The following is a 25,982-nucleotide window of genomic DNA, read 5'->3' on the forward strand; positions in this document are numbered from 1 at the left end:
TGAGCAAATACTCATGGCATACAAAGGCATTGTTAAAATACCATTATAATTTATTGAATAATAGCTCTCCACAAAAAAATGTGACAGTCGTGTATATATTTTATACAAAACCAGCTAATAGCTTTAAAGCTTCCACTATTAACTTCGGCAAAATTTCCTTTTCTATTACTTCATTGAGCTTACCTCCATAACAGTACTCTTAAATTTTGCACCTCTATCTTAGTTATTAACTTTTGCAAAAATAATTATTACATATAATATTAAAATTATCAAGTTTTTTATTAAGGGTACAACTAAAATACTGTATTTTAATTATTTCCAATAAGATAAGGAACTGAAATAACAACAATATTATTCTTTTTAAGAAGCATTGTTCTTAATATAAATGATGTTTGGTTATGTAAAATTTTGCTCCACCATTTTGTTGTAACAAATTCAGGAAGAACGATTGTTATTATTGTATTTGGTTCAGATTCCTGCTCTATTGATTGTATAAACCTTAAAAATGGTTTATAAAATTCTCTATAAGGGGATTTTATAACAGAAATATTAGTCTTTCCGCTGTATTTCTTCCATTTGTTAATAAGACATTCTGTTTGTTCATCATTAGATGATATATGAAAAAGTATTATATCATCAGTTATTGTATTTGCATAATCATAAGCCTTTAAAAAACTCTTATTTAGGGTGTTTATAGGAACTATAACTTTTTGTTTAGCGAAATTAAATTCTTCTTTAGTGTTATCGTTAATATTAAATTTTAATTCTTTAGCAACAGTATTATAATGTTTTTTGATTTTTAGCATTATATAAGTAAAAAGTGGTATAAGTAAAAATACAATCCAAGCCCCATGAATGAATTTAGTCGCACTTATTATAATAGTTGTTGATAAAGATAAAATAGCACCTATACCATTTATTAAAGCTTTGAATTTCCAATTTTTAGGTCTTTCTCTATTCCATTTAAATAGCATTCCAGTTTGAGCTAAAGTAAAGGAAATAAAAACTCCTACTGCATAAAGAGGAAGCAATCTATCTGTATCTCCATCAAATACGATAATTAAAATAGATGCAGTTATAAATAATAATACTATACCGTTTGAAAAGCTAAGTCGTTTTCCTCTTTTAGATAATTGTCTTGGAACATAACCGTCTTGAGCCATGATTGAAAATAATACAGGAAGCCCTGTAAATGCAGTATTTGCAGCTAAAATAAGTATTAAAGCTGTTGTAATTTGAATGAAATAATACATTATTCCTCTTCCAAATATTTGTGTTGCAATTTGTGATATCATGGTTTGTGAGTTCCCAGGGACAGCATGATAAAGTGTTGATAAATAAGAAAGTCCTCCAAAAATTATAAGTATTAAAATACCAAGAGCAAACAATACTTTAATAGCATTTTTTTGAGCGGGTGCTCTAAAGCTTGGAACCCCGTTACTTACAGCTTCAATTCCTGTTAGTGCAGTACATCCTGAAGCAAATGCTTGTAAGAATAATATTAATGATATATTACCAACTTGTTTAGGGATGGAATATATTGGTGTTGGAACATAACCAAAAACATAAACTTTAATAATTCCTACTATAATCATGATTATTATACCTAAACAAAAAAGATAAGTAGGAACTCCAAATGATTTAGAAGATTCTCTAATACCTCTAAGGTTTCCAATGGTTATTAGTGCTATTAAAGCCAAAGTTAAAGGAACTTTAAATTCAGATAGTTGTGGAAAAGCTGATATTATGGCAGCAGTTCCAGAGGAAGTACTAACGGCTACTGTTAAAATATAATCTATAGTAAGTGCAGATGTTGCTATAAGTCCATATTTAGCACCTAAGTTTTCACGAGCAACAATATAAGCGCCACCACCATTTGGGTAAGAATCTATAACTTGCTTATATGAAAAAATTAGTGTTGCCATTAAAATTACTATACATATAGCAGATAAAAACATATATTTGTAAGAAGCGGCACCGAGAACAGGTATTAAAATTAATAAAATAGCTGATCCCGCATAAGCAACTGATGAGATAGCATCACTTGCCATAATAGGGAGACCCCAAAAAGCATTTAATTTTTCACCTTTAAGCTCTTCTGTTTTTAAGGCTTTTCCAATAAATAATTTTGAAAAATTCATAAGTAGCGTTATCAAAATCTATAAAAATCTATAAATTTTTATTTTAGAAGATTTAAGAATATTTAAAATTAAATTTTTTATAGATTAATAGTTTTTGCAACGGTCACCTCTCTTTCTTATAATTTATTATTTTCATAACAGTTTAAAATTATTATTTAAATTAAAAAGGTAAATGTGATATTGTTTAATTTAAGCTGCGAAAATAAAATTACTTTATTTGTAAAATATAGATAAAGCTATATTTCGACAATATTCTATCAATATACTACTATAAAAATTATTTATAGTCTATATTTGAATCATTAAAAATATAAATGATACTAATAATAAAAAAGTAAAATTAATAATATCATTAGTAGTTAAGTAGCATTATTTTAATTGATTGACATAATAATATATTTTTGCTAATATAATCGTACAAGAACGAATAATATTGGAGGGTTAAAAATGAATCAAACATTAAGTGTTATAAGACAAAGAAGAACGACAAGAAAATTTAAATCAGAGCAAATAAAAGATGAAGAGTTAAAACAAATAATAGATGCTGGTTTATATGCTCCAAGTGCTCACAATCAACAATCATGGAATTTTACGGTTGTTCAAAATGAAGAACTTATTAAAGAGCTAAGTGATGCTACTAAAGAAAGTGCTAAAGATATTCCAAATGAAATGATTAAGAAAATAGCTGTGAATAAGGATTTTAATATTTTTTATGATGCACCAACAATTATTATAATTTCAGGAAAAGAAGAAAATGCAATGCCAGAAGTTGATTGTGCAGCTGCTACTCAAAATATGTTAATAGCTGCTGAAAGTTTAGATATAGGAGTTTGTTGGAATGGGCTAGTAGGATTATTATTTAATAATGAAGTTATATTTAAAAAATATGAAAATAAATTACAAGTACCACAAGGATTTAAACCATATTATGCAATAGCTTTAGGTTATAAGGAAGTTAGAATGAATAATGCACCTGCTAGGAGAGAAAATACAGTTCAGTACATAAAATAATGTGTTTGTTTCATAGAATTATTAAATTTAAAAATATAGAAAAAGAAGTTATATCATTAAATTTTTAATTGATGATATAACTTCTTTTTTTGAGAATAAATTATATTTACAAAAATTAAAAATAAATATAATATTAAGGTGTATTTACTTAAAATATAAATTTGAGGAGGGGAAATTTTATGATTAAAGTAGAGAGTTTTGAGTTAGACCATACAAAAGTTAAGGCTCCATATGTTAGAAAAGCGGGGGAAGATGAAAGAAATGGAGCAAAAATTACTAAATTTGATTTAAGATTTTTACAACCTAACGAAAAAGAAATGCCCACAGGTGCAATTCACACAATAGAACATTTTTTAGCTACCTTTATGAGAGAAAAAATGGATGGTATTATTGATATATCTCCTATGGGATGTAGAACTGGATTTTATATGATAGCATGGGGTGATGTTTGCGTTGATACTGTAATTGATACATTAAACTATGCCCTTAATAAAATTTTAGAACAAGATATTATCCCAGCAACTACAGCAAAAGAATGTGGAAATTATAGAGACCATTCTTTATTTGCAGCTAAAGAATATATAAAAGAAGTTTTGCAACATGGTATAAGTGATAATATATACAGATAAATAATAGTATAAAATCATATGGAAGAATTTCATATGATTTTATACTATTATGAACTTATATATTTATAAGCTTAATATTAATATTTTAGCTTTAGTTAACTTTGCCTATTTTATTAATTAATGATTTTATGTATTGAGATACTTCATCTTTTTCAGTTTTAAAGCTTTTTCTGTTCCAATTTGATTCATTATCCATAGCATTTATTGCACCTAAAGCTCTGATAAAGAATGTAAACATTCTATATAAAGGCATTAGGAATGCTATAAAGAAGTTTCTGTTGTAATAAGATTTATACCCCTTTAGATTTTTTAAATATTTTTTTATAACTATAAAGTTACAAACGGATATAAGTGAATACATAAAATATAGTAATAAATTTGATATTAATATTATGTAAAGTGGATAAGAACTTGCAATTAAATATATATTTGCAAAAAACCAAATCATTCTAGAGAATAAAAATGTATGGTCTTTAATTAAAGTAACAGTAATCATTCTTCTTAATTTTTTACTTAAATTTTGTTTTTTAAATAAAGCAGCAACTTCAAGTTCACCACATTGCCATCTTTGTCTTTGTAGATAAAGTTTGTCTATGCTTTCTATGGAATCTGTAAAGAAATAGGCAGTAGGACATAGTTTTACTTTACCATTTAAAGAAGTTTTTATTTCAAATGTCATGGCAGTATCTTCTCCAAGGGTTTCTGCATTATAAAGATGAGTTTTAACTATTGCAGATCTTCTAAAACCTGAAAAAGCTCCAGCTAAAGTAAACATATTATTTCTTTTAGATTCGTAAGCTCTTCCAACTAGGAAAGCTTCTAAATACTCATACAACTCACATTTTTGAATAAGTTTAAGAAATTTTTTATTATTATCTTTTGTCATAGTATCTTTATTTATAAGAATAGCTCCTGTCATAGCAGATATACTATGGTCTTGTTCAAAATCGTAAATCATGTTAAAAATAGCATCTTCATGCAATATTCCATCAGAATCTATATTAATTAAATAATCTCCTTTAGATAAATATAAACCTTTATTAAGAGCGTTTACTTTACCGCTACCAGAAGTTAGCCACCACATTTGGCTATTTGAATAATTGTTATGTATTTTACGAAATACTTCATATGAGTTATCTGATGAACCATTATCTATTAAAAATATTTCTATTTTATTTTTAGGATATTTTTGTTTCACAACAGATTTTATACAGGCTTCTAAAGTATCAGCTGAGTTGTAAACTGGTATTATAACAGAAATTGTTGGATAAGATTTTAGTATTTTTTCTTTTTTTATTTTAAACTGTGAGGTAAATAAATTAAATGCAATAAAAAAACCTGGAATTCCATCTACCACAAGAGGAATTAGAAGCCATACACACCAAAAAATTAAATAAAAATAAACTGTATTTAACATAATAATTCACCTACTTTTTGATTTTTTATTTGTGCCTTAGTGAATATAAAATAGTACAACATTATAACTAAAACGAAAAATATAAGTTTTCCTATAACATCAAAATCAATTACTAAGGAATAGGTGGAAAATAATTTTATTAATGAAATTACAGTAAAAGATTTCAAAATATTTATTAAGAATATTAATATATTTCCTAGGAAAAATAAATAGATTCTTTTTTTTAGGGCTAATAAAGGGAAGAAACATATTAGTGATGTAAATACTGTCATACTAATAAATGTTGATGCTTGAAGAGAAAAGTTTACACTATATGTTAAATTATTAACGTTAACAATCACATCAGATAAATTATTCAAATAAAAAATATGAGTTAAATTACTTAAAAATAATAACGAATAGAATAACAATATTTTAAAGCCTTGCTCTAAGTAAATTCTAAAAAAGAATAACAGTATAAAAAATAGACCGATAGATCCAAAATAAAATTTAAAAGCTGTCATTTTTAAATCATGGAACATTTTAACAAAGAATATCCAAATTATCATCGAAACTACAAATAAAGTACAAAAAATCATAATTACCTCTTTACAATAAAAGTTCTAGTTGGGTTTTCGCTAAGTTCTAAGCAATCTAAAACAATATCATCTTTTAAAACTACATTTGATAAATCTTCAAAAAAAGTGTAAGCGATATCTTCGGTTGTACAATTTTTATTAATGAAAACTTCTAATGTGTTAAGGGATTTTTGCTCGAAATTTTTTAAGTATTGACTTATTTTGCTTTCTAAATAGCTAAATTGAATAAGTTGATTGTTAGAAGTGGTTAACAATAAAGTTAATTCCCAAGTATGAGGGTGTAGGATAGTTGGCGTGCCAGCTATGTTAGAATAATGTCTTGCACTAACATAAAATTTAAATTTGTATTGATAATTCAAATCAATCACTCCTTTTTCTTTCGTAAATAATGAGTCAACAATTGACTAAGTTAAAGTTATAAATTATTAAGGTTATATAAATATTGTATATATTTTTTAGGCGAATTTCAATATGTATAAACTTACCTATTATATATACAAATTAATCAAATTAATACTAAAAAATATATTTATTTAAATTTAAGGTAAATTTATTATTTAATTAAAAAGAGATTAATTAAATAAAATATGCAAATTAAATATAGTAAACACAAGTAATAATATCAAATAAATTAAATTATATTAAATATAATGGTAAAAATAATAAGAAAGTTTAATAAAAAAATATATTAAAAAAATAAATTTTTTAGGTAATAAGTCTAATTATTTTGATATTAACATTGTTTAGAGTATGAATTTTAATAAGAATTGTTGAAAAAATAGAGTAAAATATATATTGGGATTTTAATTTAATATTAATTAAGAATAGGTAGGTGTATACAATGAGTAATAAAAGAATTAAAGAAGTTTTTAATTCTTGGGCTGAAACTTGGGATGAAAGAGCTATTCCAAGAGAAGAAAAGATAAAAAGAATCCTTGAAGTTGGTGAGATGAAGGAAGGATTAGATATTTTAGATGTTGCTTGTGGAACTGGAGTTATGGAGCAATTCTTACTAAAATATAACCCAAAATCAATAGTAGCAGTTGATATAGCTGAAAATATGATAAAAAAAGCAAAAGAAAAATACAATGATGAAAGAATTGAATTTATTTGTGATGATATTCATAATATAAAGGATAGAAAGTTTGATTATGTAATAATATACAATGCTTTTCCACATTTTTTAAATCCAGATAAGTTTATAGCACATGTACATAGTTTGTTAAGAGAAAATGGTAAATTTTTAATTTGTCATGATATGGGAAGAGATCAATTAAATAACCATCACAATAATAAGAAAAAGGTAAGTGATATATCATTAGGACTTAAAGAAACAGCAGAAGTTGGATGGATGTTAGTAAATTCTTTTTTTGTTGATAAAATGGTAGATGAAGATGATATTTATATAATTTATTCTATAAAGAAGGAAAAATAAAAAAAGAGGATTCAAAATGAATCCTTTTTTTTATTTCTTTGTATAATTTATACGATGTAATGTGTTTAAATTAATATTTTCTACTATTAAGTATTATTTTGCACTATATTATATGAGATATCTACTAATTTGTTTAACATATTGAAAAAGCATTCTTTTTCTTTAGTTGTAAAGTCTTTTAAAACCTCTTCTTCCCAGTTATTTTTTGCAGTTATTATTTTGGGAATTAGTTTTTTACCGTCACTAGATAAAGACAAGATATTTTTATTATTAGATTCTTTTTTTTGTTCTATATTTATAAATCCTTTAGAAGAAAGTGTTTGTATATGTCTAGATACTAAAGATTTATTCATTCTAACAACTCTACTTAATTCATTTTGTCCTAGTCCTTCTCGTTTTGAAAGTGCAAGTAAAATTGGAAATTCACCAGCACAAACATTTAAATCTTTTAAAACTTTATTCATATATTTGTGATAGGACCTATAAATAAAACTTAAATTTCTTCCCATACTAAATTCCATTGCATTCTCTCCTTTATAAATGCTAATTTTAAATTGTTCACTTATAAACGCTAATAATTATAATATACCATTAGTAAAGTTATGTAAATATATTGATTTTATATAAATTATATTTTTAATAAATATAAAATTAAAAAGTATTTAAAAAAATTTTATAAAATTTTTATAATTGTTTTATTTAATTTTTAACTTATTAGTCTAAAATTAAATCATAGCAAGGACAAAGCAAACAAATATATAGCAAAATTTATACTTAATTAAAAATTAAGTTTTATACATATTAAATAAAGTTATATGTAAATAATATATTTTAGGAGGAATTTATTATGAATAAATTAGAAGTATTATATAAAGTAGTATCAACTATGAAAGAAAAAGAAGAGTTTAAAGGTGAAGGTAGACTTAACGTATCAGAGAAAAATGGACAAGGTATGTCTATTAGCAATAAATTTAATAAAAATGTAGCAAAAGGAATAGCAAATATAGATTTAAAAGCAGATATAAATTATGAAGACTTTAAAGTAAATGCTGAAGTTAAAAAAGAATTAGATTTAAATAGAATAAAAGAAATGAAAAGAATGGCTCATGGACATCACGGAATGCATGGACATGGATTCCATGGTGGAATGAAAGGTAAATTATCACATATAGCATTTATGTTAAAGAGATTAAATGATATTGAAGTAGAAGCAAATGGAGAAGGTCATTTAATAAAGGTTGATCTTAAAGAAGCTATAAAAGACATGAAAGCATTTAAAGAAGAAAGAATGCAAGAATTTAAAGCAGCTTGTGAAAGTGGACAAATTCAATTAACACAAGAACAAAAGGCTCATTATGATATTATGATGATGCACAAAAAATGTATGAAAAAGATATTCTGTGGAAATTATGATGAAGCTAAATTAAACATATATGTAAACAAAAACTTTGAGGTTGAAAAACTTGAAGCTAAAGGAACTGGTGATAAAAACTTTGATATAAGCTTAGTTTTAAACTGGTAATAAAAATAAATTCAAGGTAAAAACTCAAATATTTTGACTCTAGGAATTTAAGTTTATCTTATTTATTAGCAAACTTAAGTTCCTTTTTTATTTAGAGGTATAATATTAAAGGAGTTGTTAAATATAAAAAAATAGTTTTTGCTAGAGGTTAAGATGAAAAAATTAAAAAAAAACATAACTAAAATAATTAAAGAACATTATGAACATCATAAGATAATTAAGGATTATCACAAAGGTTATAAGTATCATAGAAAGTTTCATGAAAATAATAAATGGACGTCAGATATGGATGATAGAATGAAGAAAATTATTGAAGCGCATCATCACCATAATAATCAATATTATTCAGGACTATCACACAAGGCAAGGGAAGAATTTTATGTATTTCATAAATATATGATATATTTTAAGTTTGTAGCACTTATAGTTAGTATAATTATAACTGGATTAATGTTTGTAAGCATAGGAATTCAGGCAATAACAATATTTTTTGCAATATTTTTTGCTATAAATGAAATTGCTAATATTTATATTTATTACAGATTAGAAAGAAAAATAGTTAAACCGATAGAAAAATTAATAGATGGTGTTAAAAAGATTTCAACAGGGGATTATTCGGTAAGAGTTGAGAATAATTCTTTTAATGAAATTGGAATTTTAACTAGGGCTTTTAATGATATGGCAAACAAGCTTGAAGAGGGGGAAAAGCTAAAGGAAGAATATGAGGAAAATAGAAAAAGTCTTATAGCAAATATTTCTCATGATTTAAAAACACCAATAACATCAATAAATGGTTATATAGAATTTATTGTAGATGGAAAAATTGAATCACAAGAGAAGATGGATGGTTATTTAAAAACGATTCAAAGTAATATAGCTTATATGAATAGATTAATAGATGATTTATTTTTGTTCTCTCAATTGGATGTTCAAAAGTTAAATTTTGTGTTTAATAAAACTAATATAGGTATGTATATGATAGATGTTATAGAAGAATTTACTTTTATATTAGGGGAAGAAAACATAGGATTTAAATATATAGATAATTTAAAAGAAGATTTATTTGTAAATATAGATGGAAAAAGGATTTATAGAACTATAAGAAATATTATAGGTAATGCTATAAAGTATGGAACTGCTGATGGTTTATCTATACAAGTTAAGTTATATAATGATGATAATTTTGTATTCATTGATATAATGGATAATGGCCCTGGTATTGAAGAGGAGCATTTAAAGCATGTATTTGAGAGGTTTTATAGAATAGATAAAGAAAGAACTAAGGATTTATTAAGTACAGGGTTAGGTCTTGCTATTGCTAAAGAGATAGTTCAGGCTCATGGTGGAGATATTGGAGTTAAAAGTAAATTAAATGAAGGAACTGTATTTACTATAAGCTTACCCTTATATAGGGAAGAAGAAATTAATGGGTGTAAGGAGAAATAAAAATGGATGAGAAAAAAATATTAATAATAGAAGATGATTTAAATATTGCAGAGCTTGAAAGAGATTATCTTCAACTAAATGGATATAATGTGGAACTTATTTATGATGGTGCAGAGGGATTAAAAAAAGCATTAAGTAATAAATATGAACTTATAATAGTTGATATAATGCTTCCAGAAAAAAGTGGTTATGATATTGTGAAAGAAGTAAGAGAAAAATCAGAAGTTCCAATAATAATAGTTTCAGCTAAAACTGAAGATATAGATAAAATAAGGGGATTAGGGTTTGGAGCAGATGATTATTTAACTAAACCTTTTAGTCCGGCAGAACTTGTTGCTAGGATAAAATCTCATATAATAAGATATGAAAGGCTTATAGGAAAAAAGCCATCAAGTAACATAATAACTAATAAAGCTTTAGAAATAAGAACAGACTCTCATAAAGTTTTTATAAGAGGAAAGGAAATTATATTAACAACTAAAGAATATGAACTTTTATTGTTCTTGGCTACAAATCCTAATATAGTCTTTACAAAAGACAAAATATTTAATAGAATTTGGGGTGAAGAATATATAGGAGATACTGCAACTGTTGCAGTTCATATTCAAAAGCTTAGAAAAAAATTAGAACAAGACACATCAAATCCTGAATATATAGAAACTATTTGGGGAACAGGTTATAGATTTAATGAGTAAATTTTTATTTATTAAAATACAATAGAGAAATACAAAGGAGAAATTTATATGAATAATTATAAAATTGAAGTTTTAAATGAAGATACTTTAGGAATTAAAGAAGCAAGGGTTGTAAATCCAGTTTTAATATATAATGAAGAAGAGGCTGTTTTGGTTGATACTGATTATCCAGGAAGATTTGAAGGATTAAAAGAATCTATTGAAAAATATATAGATATAAATAAGTTAAAGACAATAATAATAACTCATCACGATATAGATCATGTTGGTTCAGCTAGAGAGTTTAAAGAATTATTAGGAGATAAAGTTAAAATTTTAGCAACAGAGATAGAGGCTAAATATATTTCAGGAAAAACAACTCCTATAAAATTGGATAATTTAGAAAAAGTTAAAAATAGTTTAAATGAAATGCAAAAAAGTTTTTATGAAATGTTAAAGGTAGGATTTCCAAGGTCTTATGTAGATGTTGATAAAATTATAAATTCAGGTGATGTTTTAAACTTAGCGGGAGCTAAAATTGAAGTTGTAGGAACCCCAGGTCATACCCCAGGTCATATTTGTTTATACATAGCTAAGGATAAAGCGTTAATAACAGGTGATACACTAATGAATAATGCTCAAAAATTAGATATTGTTTCAGATATGTATAATAATGATCCTAAAGAAGCTAGAGAATCATTGAAAAAATTAAAAGAGTTAGATATTGAAAAAGTTTATTGTTATCATGGTGGTCTTTATATTGGTAGACCTTGTATAGATGAAATAATAGCTAGATAATATTTTAATATAAAAAGGAGAGATACTTAATTATCTCTCTTTTTTATGATTTAGAACAATTATTTTAATTATCGCAAAAATAGAATTTAATTAGTTTAAAGTAGAATTAAATTTACTATTCTTCATTTATAACTTCAACAATATCTAGTTTAGCTGCTTTTGAAGCTGGGATAATTCCAGCAATTATTGAAACTATAATAGTTATAACTATTGAAGAAATTATAATAGTTGGAGTTATTAATATGGTGAAGTCTTTTCCTGACATAATTAAATATTGATTTACTAGAATAAGACCAATTGTTCCTATTATAGATCCTAAGATAGCTCCAAGTGTTCCTAAAATTATAGATTGTGATAAAAATATAAATCTTATATTTGACTTAGAAGCTCCAAGAGAACCCATGATACCAATCCATTTTTTCTTTTCTTGAACAGTCATATTCATAGTGTTTACAAGACCAATTCCAGCGACTATAACAACAATTAGTGCTGCTAAATCTAATAGTCCATTAACAAAACTTATAAATATACTAGCAAGACCAACTATTTGACCTAAATTAAATGTTTCATAACCTAAATTATTATTTATTGTATTTGTTATAGCATTTACATCAGATTGACTATTTGCATATAAACTAATCATTGAGTAAGTTGATTCTGGGTTAGTATTTGGGTTAAGTCCATAAGTATAATCTATAATTTTATTTGTTATCGTATTATATGTTATTATATTTCCTAAATCAAAAGTTCCTTGTTTAAACACACCTTGTATTGAACCTGTAATTATTAAAGGTGTAGAGGAAATTTTAGAGTTTACTGTTAAAGTTATTGTTTTCCCTACAACACTAGAATAATCAGTTACACCTAATTCTTTTAAGAATGATTCATCAACTAAAAATTCATTAGCTTTTCCAGTTAGCTTGTTGCCATATAAGATTTTAGAATCATTATAATTATAATTTGGACTATATCCTTGTACTGTTACATCTGATTGCGATGTATTTATTCCGTTTATTTCAACTTTATTTGCAGTAGCTGAGTTATATGCACTTACACTATTAACATTTTTTATTTCAGAAATACTTTTAGCTGTTGAATCAGTTATTACTTTTGTTAGATTAACAGCTTTAGAGCTTTCTTGCTTGTTAGCAACATAAGGAAGCATAGTGCTAGAGGAATCTATATTAAAACTAGATGCAAAGTTATAATCAGATTCATATTTTTGAGGTAAAACTATAACATTTTCTAAACTACCAAAGCTACTAATAAATTTGGTAGCATTTGAGCTTATAGATGTTCCCATTCCTTGCATAGCAACTAAAAGCATACTTCCAACTGAGATTGCAATAATAGTTAAGATACTTCTTAATTTTCTTCTTTTTATATCTCTCAAAGATATAATTATACCATCTAAAATTTTCATATAAATATACCTCCTTAATGCCTTAATGCTTCAATTGGATCAAGTTTTGATGCTCTTACAGCGGGATAAATTCCTGCAAGTAAGGATATTATAACTGAAAAAGCAATAGTAGCTACAATAAGCCACCAAGGAATATTACTTAAGAGACTTAACGAAAATCCTTGTTTTAATAATATTTGTTCAACTGAATAGCTTATAAGTTTAAAAAGACCAAAACTTATTAATGAGCCAATAATACTTCCAATAAATCCAATAATAGTGGATTGAAATAAAAACATAGATAAAATATCAAAGCTACTAGCTCCAAGAGATTTCATAACTCCAATGCTTTTTGTTCTTTCGTGAACAGCCATTATCATAGTGTTTATAATTCCAATAGCGGCAACTATTAAAACTATAACTCCTAAAATAGAAAGCATAAGGGTTATATTATTGAAATTTTTATTTATATCTTTTGTTGTAGATTCATTAGAACTAGTTTTGTAATTTAAATTATTTAAATCATTTTGAACAGCAGAAACATCACCAATAGAGTTTGTTTCTATTTTAACTGCGTTATAACCGTATGTATCCATAAAGTTATTGGTGTATTGTAAAACTCCAATCAAACTAGCTGCATTTTCAGAATCCATAATAATTTTATTTCCATCTGATAAGTCCTTGCTTATAACTCCAGCAACTGTAAATGTCTTATAAACAGGAGTTATAGGTGTTCCGTTTATATTATCAACAACAAAAGTTAATTGTTTACCTACAATGTCATTAGGATTTGTTATATCTAAATTCTTTAAAAGTGATTCACCAACTAAAATATCATTTTTATTAGCTTCAGTTAGAGTATTACCTGCAATTATAGGTTTAAAATTTAATTTTTTAGCAGCTGTTTTTGCAGATTCTATTTGGCTATTAAGAAAAATGCTGTAATTTAAATCATAACCTACGATAGGAAACGTTGAGTTATATGTATTACCATTTAGCTCTATTTTAGCTAAGTCACCGCTTATGTATGCTTGAATTTGATTCACTCCAGAAATCTTACTTATTTTAGATAGAGTAGAATTATCTATCTTATTAAAATTTGTTTTAATCCAAGTAGTATAATTTTTTATATCTTTTAAATTAGAGTTTGCTTTAAACGGCTCAACAGTAATTACTTTAGAACTTGAACCACTATCAATTGTTTGAATTAAGAAGCCTTTTAACATAATACCTAATGAAACCATTAAAAGAATTAAAATAGTTCCAACAATTATACCAATTGATGTTAGGAGAGTTCTTTTTTTTCGTCTATTTAGGTCTCTAACTGCAAAAGATACATTATCACTAAATTTCATTATTATTCTTCCTTTACTTTTATATTAAATTTTAAACGTTAAGAGAATCAGAAATTATATTGCCATCTTTGATTCTTACAACTCTTTTAGCTTTTTCAGCCTCTTCCATGTTGTGCGTTACCATTATAATGGTATAACCTTGATTGTTTAAATCTTTAAAAAGATTCATTATATTTTCACCAGTTTTAGAATCTAAATTTCCAGTAGGTTCATCTGCAAAAATTATTTTAGGATCATTTACAAGGGCTCTAGCGATTGAAACTCTTTGTCTTTGTCCACCTGACATTTCGTTAGGCTTATGGTTTTTTAAATGCCCAAGCTCTACAAGTTCTAGAGCCTTTCCAGCTTTAGATTTTCTATTTTTCTTAGATGAACCCGAAAATATTAGGGGCATCATAACATTTTCTAATGCAGTTTGTGTGTTTTCCAGATTAAATGCTTGAAATACAAAACCAATTTCAGAATTTCTAAATTTAGCCTTTTCTTTATCCTTATACTTTGATATATCTTTATTATCAAAATATACATGACCTTCAGTTGGCGAATCCAATCCACCTATTATATGCATTATTGTAGATTTACCAGAGCCAGAAGGGCCAACAATAGCAACGAATTCTCCCTTATCTATGTTTAAGGATACATTATTTAAAGCTACTACTGTTTCTTTTCCCATTTTATATATTTTGGTTACATTTTTAACTTCAATCATTTTTTATCCTCCTAGTTTAAAAAATATTATATATATAAAATATCACTATTTTTAAAATAATAAAATAAAGTTTAATTATTAAAAATTTTATTTTAAGTTTAATTATAAAGCATATTGATATAAGTATATTATTACTTAAATCACAAATTTAATAAATTTAATATAATTACTAAAGTATTTTTAAATACTATCGGTATATTTGCAATAAAGTTATTAAGGATATATATTAGAAAAGTATGTGTTTTACGAGGGATTTTGTAATTATGATATATATTTTAAAATTATAAAATATAAAATTAAAACATGTCTATAATTAATGTATATATATGGAAGGAAAATTTTTATGGAACAAAGAGCTAGGAATAATAAAGTTTTAATAATGATTTTAACAGCACTTATGATAGCACTTACCTTCGTTGCAGGAAGTGTGATTAAAATACCAACATTAAATGGATTTATGCAACCGGGTGATTGTATGATTTTACTTGGAGCAGTTCTTTTAGGGAAAAAACGAGGAGCTTTGTCTGCTGCGATAGGTATGGGACTAATAGATGCTACAAGTGGATATTTAATTTGGGCACCATTTTCTTTTGTAATACAAGGGGCTATGGGATTTGTTGCTGGATATTTATTTGATAGATTTAAAGTAAAAAATTATAAGGTTTATTTGATTTCTTTTATTGTCGCAGGTTTTGTATCTTTAGGAGGATATTTTATAGCAAATGCAATAATGGGAGGAATAATAATGGGAGCAGTTCATGGATTTTTACCAAGTGTTCTTTATGCAGTTGCTCATGTGCCTGGGGATTCATCAGAAATAATATTTGGAATAATAATTGCACTTATTTTAGCACCAATAGTTAATAAGGCTAGAGTAAAATTTAACTTAAAGTAAATTGTATTTTTAAAATTTAATAATATGTAAATTTTTTATAGATTATATGGCAATGATTCGGATTAAATATTGACATATTAAGAGTTAGAGTGTTATCATCTGTTAAGAAGAAAATCTGATTGGAGAATTGTTTATATGAGAGATTTATGTATAATAGGTAAAATAGAAGAAATAGGATTAATTTCACATAGATATATGGAAAAAAGAATAAAAGAAGAAAATTTACCTATACTTAAAAATCATATACCACTTTTTTATATATTACCTGAAAATGGAGATAAGATGTTGTTCAATGCTCTAGCTAAATCTTGGGGAATATCTAAATCTTCTTTATCTGAGATGATTGTAAAATATGAAAATATAGGGCTTATAAAAAAATGTGTTTGTGAAGCTGATAGAAGAAGTGTTTATATAAGTCTGTTGCCCGATGCTGTTAAAATAAAAAGAATTTTACAACAAATACAAAAAGAATTTTTAGATAAAATAATGATAGATTTTACTGAATGTGAAAAAAGAACTTTTGAAAGTGCATTAGATAAAGCTTTGGAAAGTGGAAATCAAATATAAATGTAAAAGTTATGTGAGCTTAAATAGTAAACTATATTTAAATTGTTTTAGTTAAGATAAATTTAAATATAGTTTTATTTTGTATAACTTTATTTTGAGTATAAATTAGATTAAAATATAAATAAATAGACATTAAGGAGATGAGAGAATGTTAACTGTAGTTGCTAAAGCAATAGTGAAAGAAGAAAAGATAGAAGAATTTAAAAAGTATGCAGATGAAATTATAAAGGAAACTAGAAAAGAAGAAGGTAATATTTCTTATAATTTATATGAAGATTCAAAGAATTCTAATATATTAACGTTTATAGAATTTTGGAGAAGTGAAGAAGATTTGCAAAAACATTTTAATTCTAAGCATTTTAAAGAAATACTTCCTAAGATGGGGGAACTTCAAAAATCAGAAACTGAAATAAATATTTATAAAGAAATCAGATAAATATTAAAAAATAAAAGAAGTTTTTAATATTTATTAGTTTAGATACTTTAAATTTTTAACATACATTAATGAGATAAGACCAAGAATATTTTATAAATATTTTTGGTCTTATTAGTTTTTAGTACAAAATTAGGATTGTTTTTATAGAAAAAACTATATGTATAAGATAAAATAATATAATAAATACAATATTTTTTATAAAATTGACATATTTATATACTATAATAAATAAGATAGTTGCAGAAAGTGTGGATAAAATGATATCAGTAAAGGAAGAGTGTCTACGTATAAATAGTGCAAATTTGGTTTATTATGAAACTGGTAATAGCGATATTCCTATATTATTTTTACATGGTAATAGTTCTAATAGTTTTATTTTTGATAAAATGTATAAATATTTTGAAAGAAAATATAGGGTTATAGCTGTTGATAGTAGAGGACATGGAAAAAGTGATAAGGGATATGTTCCATATTCTATAAGATTATTAGCGTCAGATATGATAAATTTTTGTGATGCAAAAGGCTTAAAAAAAGTAATTATTATAGGATATAGTGACGGCGGTAACATAGCTTTAGTTATGGCTGATAAAAAACCAGAAATTATAGATAAATTAATAATTATATCTCCAAATAATAAAGTAAATGGAATGAAGAAGTGGTTTAGGTATAGTATACAGTTTTATGCTATGGCATTAAAGATAATCCAAATTTTTAAATTTAATTCTAAAAGCAAAACAAGATTTCAAGTTTGGAGGATGAATCTTATGTTAAGAGATATAGGAGTATCCATGAAAGATTTAAATAAAATGAATGTAAAAACTCTTATTTTAGGTGCTGAAAATGATGTTATTTATAGAAAGCATCTTATTAAAATTAATAAGAATATAAAAAATTCTATATTAAAGATAATAAAATACACCAATCATTTTAACATAGTATCATCTGAAAAAACTATAAAATATATAGAAAATTTTATAGAGAGCAAATAAAAGATTTATAATCTTTAATCAAATATTAATACGATTTATGAAAATTAATGTTATAATAAGTTGAAGTTAAGTTAATAATTTTTAAATTTAATAATAAATACTGGAGGTTAAAGAAAAAATGGCGCTTATACATGAGTTTATAAATGTAATACTGCACCTTAACCTTTATTTAGGAACAATTATAAATACATATGGAATATTGGTTTATGGTATATTATTTTTAATAATATTTATGGAAACTGGTTTTGTAGTTACACCTATTTTACCAGGAGATTCGGTTCTTTTTGCAGCGGGAGCGTTAGCAGCATCAGGAATGTTAAATATATATGGTTTATTAGGGCTTCTAATGTTTGCAGCTATTGCAGGAGATAATGTGAATTATAATATAGGAAAATTTTTATCGAAAAAAATATTAAAAAATAAAAATTCTAAAATTATAAAGAAAGAATATATTGATAGAACAAATGCTTATTATGATAAATATGGTGGTAAAACAATTATAATAGCTAGGTTTATTCCTATAGTTCGTACGTTTGCGCCTTTTGTTGCCGGTGTTGGAGCTATGGAATATAAGAAATTTGTAAAATTTGACATATGTGGTGGAATATTATGGGTAGGACTAGTGACTCTTGTAGGATATTTTTTCGGTAATATACCTGCGGTTGAAAATAACTTTTCAATAGTTGTATTCGTAATAATAGGATTTTCATTAATAGCTCCTGCATATGGGTTTATAAAAAGTAGATTATTAACAGCGAAATAAAGTTAATATAAGAACATACCGTGCAATAAATATAATTATTAATTTTAAATTGCATGGTTTTTTTATTATAAAATATAAAAAAATAATTTTGCAATAAAACAGAATATCATTTTGTGTTTAAAATAATAAAGAAAAGGTTTTAAAATTGAAAAAATGAAACACTATTATTAAAAATAAAACACTATTGATGTAAAAGTTACTTAATTATATTTAAAAAGAATAAAAAATAAACAGTGTAATGTAAAAATGAAACAGTGTTTATGAAAATGTTTTAAAAAATTTAAACACATTAATAATAAAAAAATGTCTAAAGATGTAGAATACAGTAGATAAGCTATTTTATAATGTTGGCATAGTAATTGCTATATAATAAAGTGCTATCAAATTTATAATGCGTAAAAACTTTTAATTAATAAAGGAGGGAATAATTAAACATATTAAAACTAATAAGGTTTTCATAGCGTTGACAACGCTATCTGCAAAAATAGTAAAGATTTAAGTAAATTTAAAATTATTTCTTCCTTAATGAAATAATATTATTAATATTTTATATGATTTGGTAAAAGATATTAATAATATAGAAGAAAAATCAAAATTTATATTTAAAGTATTATTTTATGTAAAAAAATAGAAAGAGGTAACTATACATATGGAAATGAAAAGAAATAATAGTAAATTAGTTCCTATTTTAATGGCATTACCTAGTATTGGATTAGGTCTTGCATGGAATATGAACAGTACAGTAGTTCCGTTATTAGTTGAAACAGCAACTAAATCAGCTTTTCAATTAGCTATACTAGTTGCTATGGCTTCTGTAACAGGAATATTTGCTCCGTACATATCAGGAATGTTAAGTGATAAATTAGGAAAAAGAAAACCATTTGTATTATTTGGATCATTAGCAGGTGCTATATTCTTATTCTGCTTAGGATTTTCTTCAGCTTATTTAGAAATGTTTATATTTGCATTTTTATTCTATTTCTCAATGAACTTCTATCAAGGTTCATACTATGCTTGGATGCCAGAGGCTGTTCACAAAGACCAAATTGGTTTAGTTAATGGTTGGGGAAAATTATTCTACTCAGTTGGAGGAATTATAGTATTTGGTGTTGGAGTTTCTTTATTTACTATAAATCCTGCTTTACCACTTATAGTTGCAGGTGTAGTTGTAATAATTTCTAACCTTATCACTGTATTTGGTGTAAAAGAAGATAGAAGTCATATGACTAAAGCTTCATCTAAAATTAGCTTTGACTTTTTAAAGAATGTTTCAGCAATGAAAGTATTTATGACAGCATTCTTCTTATACTTAGCTTATGGTTTGATAATGCCATACTGGTTACCATACTTTGAAAAAGCAAATGGTTTCACAAGTAATGATATCAGCTTAGCTTTAGTTGGATTTACAGTAGTTGGACTTATACTTTCAGTATTTATTGGAATGTTATGTGATAGATATAATAAACAAGTAATATTATTTATTGTATGTGTAATTTATTTTATAGGTTTCTTAGTAGGTATGTTCGTTATGAATTTAGGAATGTTATGGGGATTCACAATTATCTTTGGTTTAGGCTTTGCGGTATTCCAAGTTGTATTCTATGCGTTAATCCCTGCGGTTGCACCTAAGGAAAGATTAGGGGAATATATGGGAATCAACAACGTATTCTTATGTATACCTCAAATTATAGGTAACCTTGTTGCAGGTTCTTTAATGTCTAGCAATATGCATTTAATATTCCCATTAGCTCTTATATCAATAGTGGTAGCGGCATTAATTTGTGGAATAGGTAAAATGAAATTTATAAATGAATAATTTATAACTAAAAAAATAAGGTATAAACATTATTGTTTATACCTTATTTTTTATTTTATATAATGTTTAGAATTATGTATCAATTAATATATTAAGTAAAAAAATAATATATTATAAAACATATTATTAATGTAGAAAAAGTTTTTTTATAGAAAAAAAGAATTATTTTAAATATGTATTTTAAAAATTTAAATAATTGCTTATTAATATGTATATAATAAGTAGGAAAATAAATATAAAATCTAGTTTCAATTAAAATAAACTATTAATATTTTTAATAGATTAAGAACTTATTAATATAAGATTTAATGATAAAAAATAATTAAATTATTATAGCAAAATTAAATTTAAGCTAAGAAAATATATTTGTAAAAAAAGTGAAAAATATTGCCTTTTTTTAAAAAAATTTTTTATAAAAAGTGAAATTTTTATAGTTTTTTTAAAATAACATTATAAAATATGAAGATTTAGTTAGTAAAATATAGTTTTTTGATTTATTATAGAGTTATTTTCTTAAAATTAGATTATTTGATTTTATTTAACTTTAGATAGTGTTTTTTTAGTTTTGCCAAAGAAAAGACAATATGTATAATATATAAGTTGTAGTTTAAAATATTCTTTTTCTATACCTAAGGGTAAAACTTACATATATTCAAAAAAATTATATTAGATAATTTTATAGCTTGATTTAAAATACTTAAAAGGGAAATTTAAACTGCAAAATTAAAAAAATACTAATTGACAAAAAAACTTAATAGAATTAAAATTTTTATTTAAGCTAATCTAAAAAATATTAAAGCAGAATTTGGAGGAACAAGCGATGATATTTGTCTTAGGAATTGTAGTTTTATGTTTGTTTGTATATCTATTTTATGCATTATTAAATCCAGACAAATTTTAATCTATTGGAGGTAACAAAACATGAATATGCTAAATCTAATTTTATTTTTAGTCATATTTGTAGTGCTTATAGCTATCATAGGTAAATATTTATCTAATATTATTAATTTTAAGCAGTATAAAGGTGACAAATTTTTTAGTAAAATAGATAACTGCATTTATAAAATATGTGGTATATCGAAAGAAGATATGACGTTTAAGCAGTATGCTATTGCATTGCTTATGAGTAACTTTATTATGTTTTTAATAGGATTTATAATCTTAAAAATTCAAGGTTTAATTCCTTTATTAAATTCAGAACACGTAAAAGGTATGAGTACAAGCTTATCATTTAATACAGCTGTATCTTTTATAACAAATACAGACCTTCAACATTATTCTGGAGTAAGTGCCATTTCTAATTTGAGTCAAATGTTAGTTATAATATTTCTTATGTTTGCGGCAGCGGCTACAGGTTGTGCGATAGGAGCTGCATTTATAAGAACTGTTGCAGGAAAATCTAAAAGCCTTGGTAATTTCTATATGGATTTTACAAGAGCTTTAACTAGGGTGTTAATACCAGGTGCATTTATATTAGCAATAATATTAATAGCTACAGGAGTTCCTCAAACACTTCAAGGTATGATAACAATAAAAACTATCGAAGGAACATTCCAAAACATAGCAATGGGTCCTATAGCTGCTTTAGAAGCAATTAAGTTTTTAGGTACAAATGGTGGTGGTTTCTTCGCAGCAAACTCAGCAACTCCATTTGCAGATCCAAACCTTATTTCAAATTTTATAGAAATGTTAGCGATGACTGTAATACCTGGTGCTTTTATAGTTAGTTTTGGTATGACAATCAAAAACAAAAAGCAATCAGTTGTAATAATAATTGCTTTATTAGTATTAGTTTTAATTTCATTCTTTGTTATGTATTATGGAAATTCTTTAGGAAATACACTACTTCAAAATTTAGGTTTATCTAAACAACTTAGTGGTTCTACAGGACAAGATTTAAGATTTGGTAACTTTGGAACATCATTATTTACGACAATAAGTACAGCATTTACAACAGGTGCTACAAATTCAGCATTAAATGCTGCAAATCCTATAGTAATTTTTATGGCTCTTTGGAACATGTCGCTTAATACTGTATTTGGCGGTATCGGTACAGGATTCATGAATGTAATAATGTATGTTTTATTAACTGTATTTATCTGTGGACTTATGGTTGGAAGAACGCCAGAGTTTTTAGGTAAAAAGGTTGAAGCAAGAGAAATAAAATTAATAGCAATAGCTATTTTAATACATCCTATACTAATTTTATTCTCAACAGCATTTACATTGATAAGTGGTATAGGCTTACATAGTGGAATTAGTCTTAGCTTCCATGGCATGAGTCAAGTTTTATATGAGTTTACAAGTGCAAGTGCTAACAATGGTTCACTTTTAGGTGGATTTGCAAACAGCACAGGATACTGGAATATACTTACTGCAGTAATTATGCTTATAGCAAGATATGCTCCTATTTTACTTTTATTAGCTGCTGGTTTATCATTAGCTAATAAGCGAAAAGTTCCAAATACTGTAGGAACATTCAAAACTGACAATGCTATATTTGGAGTTATGTTATTCTGCATTATTTTAGTTATAGGTGCTTTAACATTCCTTCCTGCATTAGGTCTTGGACCAATAACTGAGTTTCTTAAATTTTAGGATAAGGAGTGAATAAAGATTTATGAGCGAAAAAAGCGAAAAAGGTAAATTTGTAAGTAAAGACATCCTAAATAATGCACTTAAGGATTCATTTAAAAAATTGAATCCTAAGCATATGTGTAAAAATCCTATTATGTTTTTAGTTGAATTAGGATGTATACTTGTTTTTATATTATCGGCTTTCCCAAATTTATTTGGGGGAACAGGAAATAATAGAATATATGATTTTATAATTGGGATAATATTGTTTATCACCATACTTTTTGCTAACTTTGCAGAATCAATTGCAGAGGGAAGAGGTAAAGCTCAAGCTAGTACTCTTAAGCAAACTAGACAAAATACAGAGGCTAAATTGTTAGATGACAACGGAAATGTAACAATAATTAGTGCTAATGATTTAAAAAAAGGTGACATAATTTTAATAGAAGCTGGAGATTTAATTCCAAATGATGGAGAAGTTATAGAGGGAATCGCATCAGTTGATGAATCAGCTATAACTGGTGAATCAGCTCCAGTTGTTAAAGAGTGTGGTGGAGATTTTGCATCAGTAACTGGAGGAACAAAAGTTGTATCAGACTGGATAAAGGTTGAGATAACAGTTACTCCTGGTGAATCATTCTTAGATAAAATGATTAAGCTAGTTGAGGGTGCTGAAAGAAAGAAAACACCAAATGAAATAGCTTTAGGAACATTACTTTTATCATTAACAATAATATTCTTAGTTGTTGTAGTTACTTTATATCCTATGAGTAATTATTTAAGAGTTAATATATCCATAGCGACTTTGGTAGCACTTCTTGTGTGTCTTATACCAACAACAATTGGTGGTCTTTTATCAGCAATTGGTATAGCTGGTATGGATAGAGTTACAAAGTTTAATATTATAGCAATGTCAGGTAAAGCAGTTGAAGCTTGTGGTGATGTTGATACTATGATATTAGATAAAACAGGAACAATAACTTTTGGTAATAGATTAGCAGCTGATTTCATACCAGTTGAAGGAGTTAACAAAGATGATTTAATAAAAGCAGCTCTTTTAACTTCACTTTTAGATACAACTCCAGAAGGTAAATCAGTTGTTGAGTTAGCGGCTAAGATGAACATAACAGATAGTTTAGATAATTATCCAGGTGCTGAATTTATAGAATTCCAAGCTCAAACTAAAATGAGTGGTATGGATTTAAAAGATGGTACTAGGGTAAGAAAAGGTGCAAGTAGTGCTGTTAAAGAATTTGCGAAATCTTTAGGTGGAGACATTCCAAAAGATATAGATGAAAAAGTAGAACATGTATCAAAACTTGGAGGAACTCCATTAACTGTATGTGTTGAAAATAAAATATATGGTGTAATTTATTTAAAAGATACTGTAAAACCAGGTCTTGTAGAAAGATTTGAAAGACTTAGAGAAATGGGAATAAAAACAGTAATGTGTACTGGAGATAACCCATTAACTGCTGAAACTATAGCTAGAGAAGCTGGTGTTGATGACTTTGTAGCTGAATGTAAGCCAGAAGATAAAATAGCTGTTATTAAAAGAGAACAAGCTCTTGGTAAAATAGTTGCTATGACGGGTGATGGTACTAATGATGCTCCAGCATTAGCGCAAGCAGATGTTGGTATAGCTATGAACTCAGGTACAACTTCAGCAAAAGAAGCTGCGAATATGGTTGATTTAGATTCTGACCCAACTAAGATATTAGAAGTTGTTGAAATAGGTAAACAGCTTTTAATAACTAGAGGTGCTTTAACTACATTTAGTATAGCAAATGATATAGCTAAGTATTTTGCGGTAATTCCTGCAATATTTATTATTGCAATACCACAAATGAAAGTATTAAATATTATGGGCTTATCTTCACCAACAACTGCAATTTTATCAGCTTTAATATTCAATGCTATTATAATACCAATATTAATACCAATAGCAATGAAAGGTGTTAAATATAGACCAATGAAATCAGAAATGTTACTTCTTAGAAATGTTCTTATATTTGGAGTAGGTGGAGTAATAACACCATTTATAGGAATTAAGATAATTAACATTATAATAACACCACTTTGTAGAATGCTAGGTATAATGTAAGGAGAGAGTTATATGAAACATTTAAAGACAAGTATAAAGCTATCCATTGTATTTATAATAGTATGTGGCCTTATATATCCTTTAGTGTTAACAGGAGTAGGTCAGGTGTTTATGAATAGTCAAGCTAACGGTAGCTTAATATATGTAAATGATAAAGTGGTTGGTTCAAAGCTTATAGGTCAAGAGTTTACAAGCGATATGTTCTTCCATGGCAGACCATCTACTATAAACTATAATACGACAACAACAGAAAGCACTACATTTGAAACAGGAAGTACAGCAGATGCTGCAAATTCATCTAAGTTAACATCAAGTGTAGAATCTAGAATAAATAAATTCTTAGCAGAAAATCCAACAGTTGCAAGACACAACTTACCAGCAAGTTTATTTACTGAATCAGCATCAGGATTAGATCCAGATATTACACTTCAAGGTGCAGAAGTTCAAATAGCTAGAGTGTCAAAAGCAACAGGAATCTCAAGAGTAGATTTAATTAAGTACATAAATGAAAGTAAAGAATCAGTATCTCCAAGTGGGGAAACATTAATAAATGTACTACAACTTAATATAAAAATTGCTGAAGCTCTTAAAATGATTTAGTTTTAATTTAAAAGAGAATTATAATGTATTATTGCATTTTAATTCTTTTTTTTATGTTTAGTAATTAGTAAATACTATGCTAAAATTAACGTATTAAGAAAGGTATAGTATTAGAAAA

At 26.0% G+C, this 25,982-nt stretch carries 25 protein-coding genes and 1 riboswitch; of the genes, 17 read left to right on the forward strand and 8 right to left on the reverse strand.

Annotated elements, in window-relative coordinates; genetic code table 11:
- Window positions 1-53: 53 nt before the first annotated feature.
- A riboswitch (Lysine riboswitch) is annotated at window positions 54-225 on the reverse strand.
- 83 nt (window positions 226-308) lie between these two features.
- The gene (locus tag HH195_RS01320; protein ID WP_196371295.1) at window positions 309-2,141 is read right to left on the reverse strand and encodes an APC family permease; all 1,833 of its coding nucleotides are present in this window, start codon (window positions 2,139-2,141) and stop codon (window positions 309-311) included.
- A 447-nt stretch (window positions 2,142-2,588) separates the two neighbouring features.
- Between HH195_RS01320 and HH195_RS01325 the strand changes: the two genes are divergently transcribed.
- Window positions 2,589-3,152 (forward strand): nitroreductase family protein, encoded by a 564-nt coding sequence (locus HH195_RS01325; protein WP_196371296.1) that lies wholly within the window; start codon window positions 2,589-2,591, stop codon window positions 3,150-3,152.
- 179 nt (window positions 3,153-3,331) lie between these two features.
- The gene (locus HH195_RS01330; RefSeq protein ID WP_196371297.1) at window positions 3,332-3,781 is read left to right on the forward strand and encodes an S-ribosylhomocysteine lyase; all 450 of its coding nucleotides are present in this window, start codon (window positions 3,332-3,334) and stop codon (window positions 3,779-3,781) included.
- A gap of 91 nt (window positions 3,782-3,872) precedes the next feature.
- Here the strand turns inward: HH195_RS01330 and HH195_RS01335 are convergent, their stop codons facing one another.
- The 3 genes from HH195_RS01335 to HH195_RS01345 are packed head-to-tail and all read right to left on the reverse strand — an operon-like array spanning window position 3,873 to window position 6,135.
- Window positions 3,873-5,198: a TIGR03111 family XrtG-associated glycosyltransferase gene (locus HH195_RS01335; protein ID WP_196371298.1), complete on the reverse strand. Its 1,326-nt coding sequence runs from the start codon at window positions 5,196-5,198 to the stop codon at window positions 3,873-3,875.
- Complete coding sequence (gene xrtG / locus HH195_RS12700; protein WP_196371299.1) at window positions 5,192-5,776, reverse strand: exosortase family protein XrtG; 585 nt, start codon at window positions 5,774-5,776, stop codon at window positions 5,192-5,194. Before xrtG ends, HH195_RS01335 begins: the two co-directional genes overlap by 7 nt.
- A gap of 2 nt (window positions 5,777-5,778) precedes the next feature.
- Window positions 5,779-6,135, reverse strand: coding sequence for a 6-carboxytetrahydropterin synthase (locus tag HH195_RS01345; RefSeq protein WP_196371300.1), 357 nt, complete (start codon window positions 6,133-6,135; stop codon window positions 5,779-5,781).
- Between the two features lie 482 nt (window positions 6,136-6,617).
- On the opposite strand from HH195_RS01345, the gene HH195_RS01350 reads away from it, so the two are divergent.
- Window positions 6,618-7,211, forward strand: a complete 594-nt coding sequence (locus HH195_RS01350; RefSeq protein ID WP_196371301.1) for a class I SAM-dependent methyltransferase — start codon at window positions 6,618-6,620, stop codon at window positions 7,209-7,211.
- Window positions 7,212-7,297: 86 nt separating this feature from the next.
- Here HH195_RS01350 and HH195_RS01355 read toward each other — a convergent pair whose 3' ends face one another.
- A complete protein-coding gene (locus HH195_RS01355) occupies window positions 7,298-7,732 on the reverse strand; it encodes a MarR family winged helix-turn-helix transcriptional regulator (RefSeq protein ID WP_196371302.1) in 435 nt (144 codons plus the stop codon).
- Between the two features lie 326 nt (window positions 7,733-8,058).
- Here HH195_RS01355 and HH195_RS01360 point away from each other — a divergent pair, with 326 nt between their 5' ends.
- From HH195_RS01360 to HH195_RS01375, 4 genes are all read left to right on the forward strand, one after another.
- On the forward strand, window positions 8,059-8,733 hold the full coding sequence (locus HH195_RS01360; protein WP_196371303.1) for a hypothetical protein: 675 nt from the start codon (window positions 8,059-8,061) through the stop codon (window positions 8,731-8,733).
- Window positions 8,734-8,886: 153 nt separating this feature from the next.
- On the forward strand, window positions 8,887-10,179 hold the full coding sequence (locus HH195_RS01365) for a HAMP domain-containing sensor histidine kinase (RefSeq protein ID WP_243278523.1): 1,293 nt from the start codon (window positions 8,887-8,889) through the stop codon (window positions 10,177-10,179).
- Between the two features lie 2 nt (window positions 10,180-10,181).
- Window positions 10,182-10,874 carry a response regulator transcription factor gene (locus HH195_RS01370; RefSeq protein ID WP_196371304.1) on the forward strand — a complete coding sequence of 231 codons (693 nt, stop codon included), beginning with the start codon at window positions 10,182-10,184 and terminating at the stop codon, window positions 10,872-10,874.
- A 48-nt stretch (window positions 10,875-10,922) separates the two neighbouring features.
- The gene (locus tag HH195_RS01375; RefSeq protein WP_196371305.1) at window positions 10,923-11,651 is read left to right on the forward strand and encodes an MBL fold metallo-hydrolase; all 729 of its coding nucleotides are present in this window, start codon (window positions 10,923-10,925) and stop codon (window positions 11,649-11,651) included.
- Window positions 11,652-11,766: 115 nt separating this feature from the next.
- Here the strand turns inward: HH195_RS01375 and HH195_RS01380 are convergent, their stop codons facing one another.
- Genes HH195_RS01380 through HH195_RS01390 form a run of 3 tightly spaced genes read right to left on the reverse strand, consistent with a single transcriptional unit; the run spans window position 11,767 to window position 15,117 of the window.
- Window positions 11,767-13,074, reverse strand: a complete 1,308-nt coding sequence (locus tag HH195_RS01380; protein WP_196371306.1) for an ABC transporter permease — start codon at window positions 13,072-13,074, stop codon at window positions 11,767-11,769.
- Window positions 13,075-13,088: 14 nt separating this feature from the next.
- Entirely contained in the window at window positions 13,089-14,408 is a 1,320-nt protein-coding gene (locus HH195_RS01385) for an ABC transporter permease (RefSeq protein WP_196371307.1), read from the reverse strand.
- 31 nt (window positions 14,409-14,439) lie between these two features.
- Window positions 14,440-15,117, reverse strand: coding sequence for an ABC transporter ATP-binding protein (locus HH195_RS01390; RefSeq protein ID WP_058992369.1), 678 nt, complete (start codon window positions 15,115-15,117; stop codon window positions 14,440-14,442).
- A gap of 343 nt (window positions 15,118-15,460) precedes the next feature.
- Between HH195_RS01390 and HH195_RS01395 the strand changes: the two genes are divergently transcribed.
- From HH195_RS01395 to kdpC, 10 genes are all read left to right on the forward strand, one after another.
- Entirely contained in the window at window positions 15,461-16,012 is a 552-nt protein-coding gene (locus tag HH195_RS01395; protein ID WP_196371308.1) for an ECF transporter S component, read from the forward strand.
- Window positions 16,013-16,147: 135 nt separating this feature from the next.
- A complete protein-coding gene (locus HH195_RS01400) occupies window positions 16,148-16,579 on the forward strand; it encodes a MarR family winged helix-turn-helix transcriptional regulator (protein WP_055259671.1) in 432 nt (143 codons plus the stop codon).
- 148 nt (window positions 16,580-16,727) lie between these two features.
- Complete coding sequence (locus tag HH195_RS01405; RefSeq protein WP_196371309.1) at window positions 16,728-17,015, forward strand: putative quinol monooxygenase; 288 nt, start codon at window positions 16,728-16,730, stop codon at window positions 17,013-17,015.
- Window positions 17,016-17,272: 257 nt separating this feature from the next.
- The gene (locus HH195_RS01410) at window positions 17,273-18,004 is read left to right on the forward strand and encodes an alpha/beta fold hydrolase (protein WP_243278552.1); all 732 of its coding nucleotides are present in this window, start codon (window positions 17,273-17,275) and stop codon (window positions 18,002-18,004) included.
- 118 nt (window positions 18,005-18,122) lie between these two features.
- On the forward strand, window positions 18,123-18,767 hold the full coding sequence (locus HH195_RS01415; RefSeq protein WP_196371311.1) for a DedA family protein: 645 nt from the start codon (window positions 18,123-18,125) through the stop codon (window positions 18,765-18,767).
- A 649-nt stretch (window positions 18,768-19,416) separates the two neighbouring features.
- Window positions 19,417-20,583 (forward strand): MFS transporter, encoded by a 1,167-nt coding sequence (locus tag HH195_RS01420; protein WP_243278526.1) that lies wholly within the window; start codon window positions 19,417-19,419, stop codon window positions 20,581-20,583.
- 820 nt (window positions 20,584-21,403) lie between these two features.
- Window positions 21,404-21,484 (forward strand): K(+)-transporting ATPase subunit F, encoded by an 81-nt coding sequence (gene kdpF, locus HH195_RS12705; RefSeq protein WP_082412345.1) that lies wholly within the window; start codon window positions 21,404-21,406, stop codon window positions 21,482-21,484.
- A gap of 20 nt (window positions 21,485-21,504) precedes the next feature.
- Complete coding sequence (kdpA, locus tag HH195_RS01430; protein WP_055259661.1) at window positions 21,505-23,181, forward strand: potassium-transporting ATPase subunit KdpA; 1,677 nt, start codon at window positions 21,505-21,507, stop codon at window positions 23,179-23,181.
- 22 nt (window positions 23,182-23,203) lie between these two features.
- The gene (gene kdpB, locus HH195_RS01435) at window positions 23,204-25,264 is read left to right on the forward strand and encodes a potassium-transporting ATPase subunit KdpB (protein WP_196371312.1); all 2,061 of its coding nucleotides are present in this window, start codon (window positions 23,204-23,206) and stop codon (window positions 25,262-25,264) included.
- Window positions 25,265-25,276: 12 nt separating this feature from the next.
- Window positions 25,277-25,864: a K(+)-transporting ATPase subunit C gene (gene kdpC, locus HH195_RS01440; RefSeq protein ID WP_055259658.1), complete on the forward strand. Its 588-nt coding sequence runs from the start codon at window positions 25,277-25,279 to the stop codon at window positions 25,862-25,864.
- The last annotated feature ends 118 nt before the right edge of the window (window positions 25,865-25,982 follow it).

Source organism: Candidatus Sarcina troglodytae (assembly GCF_015708635.1).
Taxonomy (GTDB): Bacteria; Bacillota; Clostridia; order Clostridiales; family Clostridiaceae; genus Sarcina; species Sarcina ventriculi.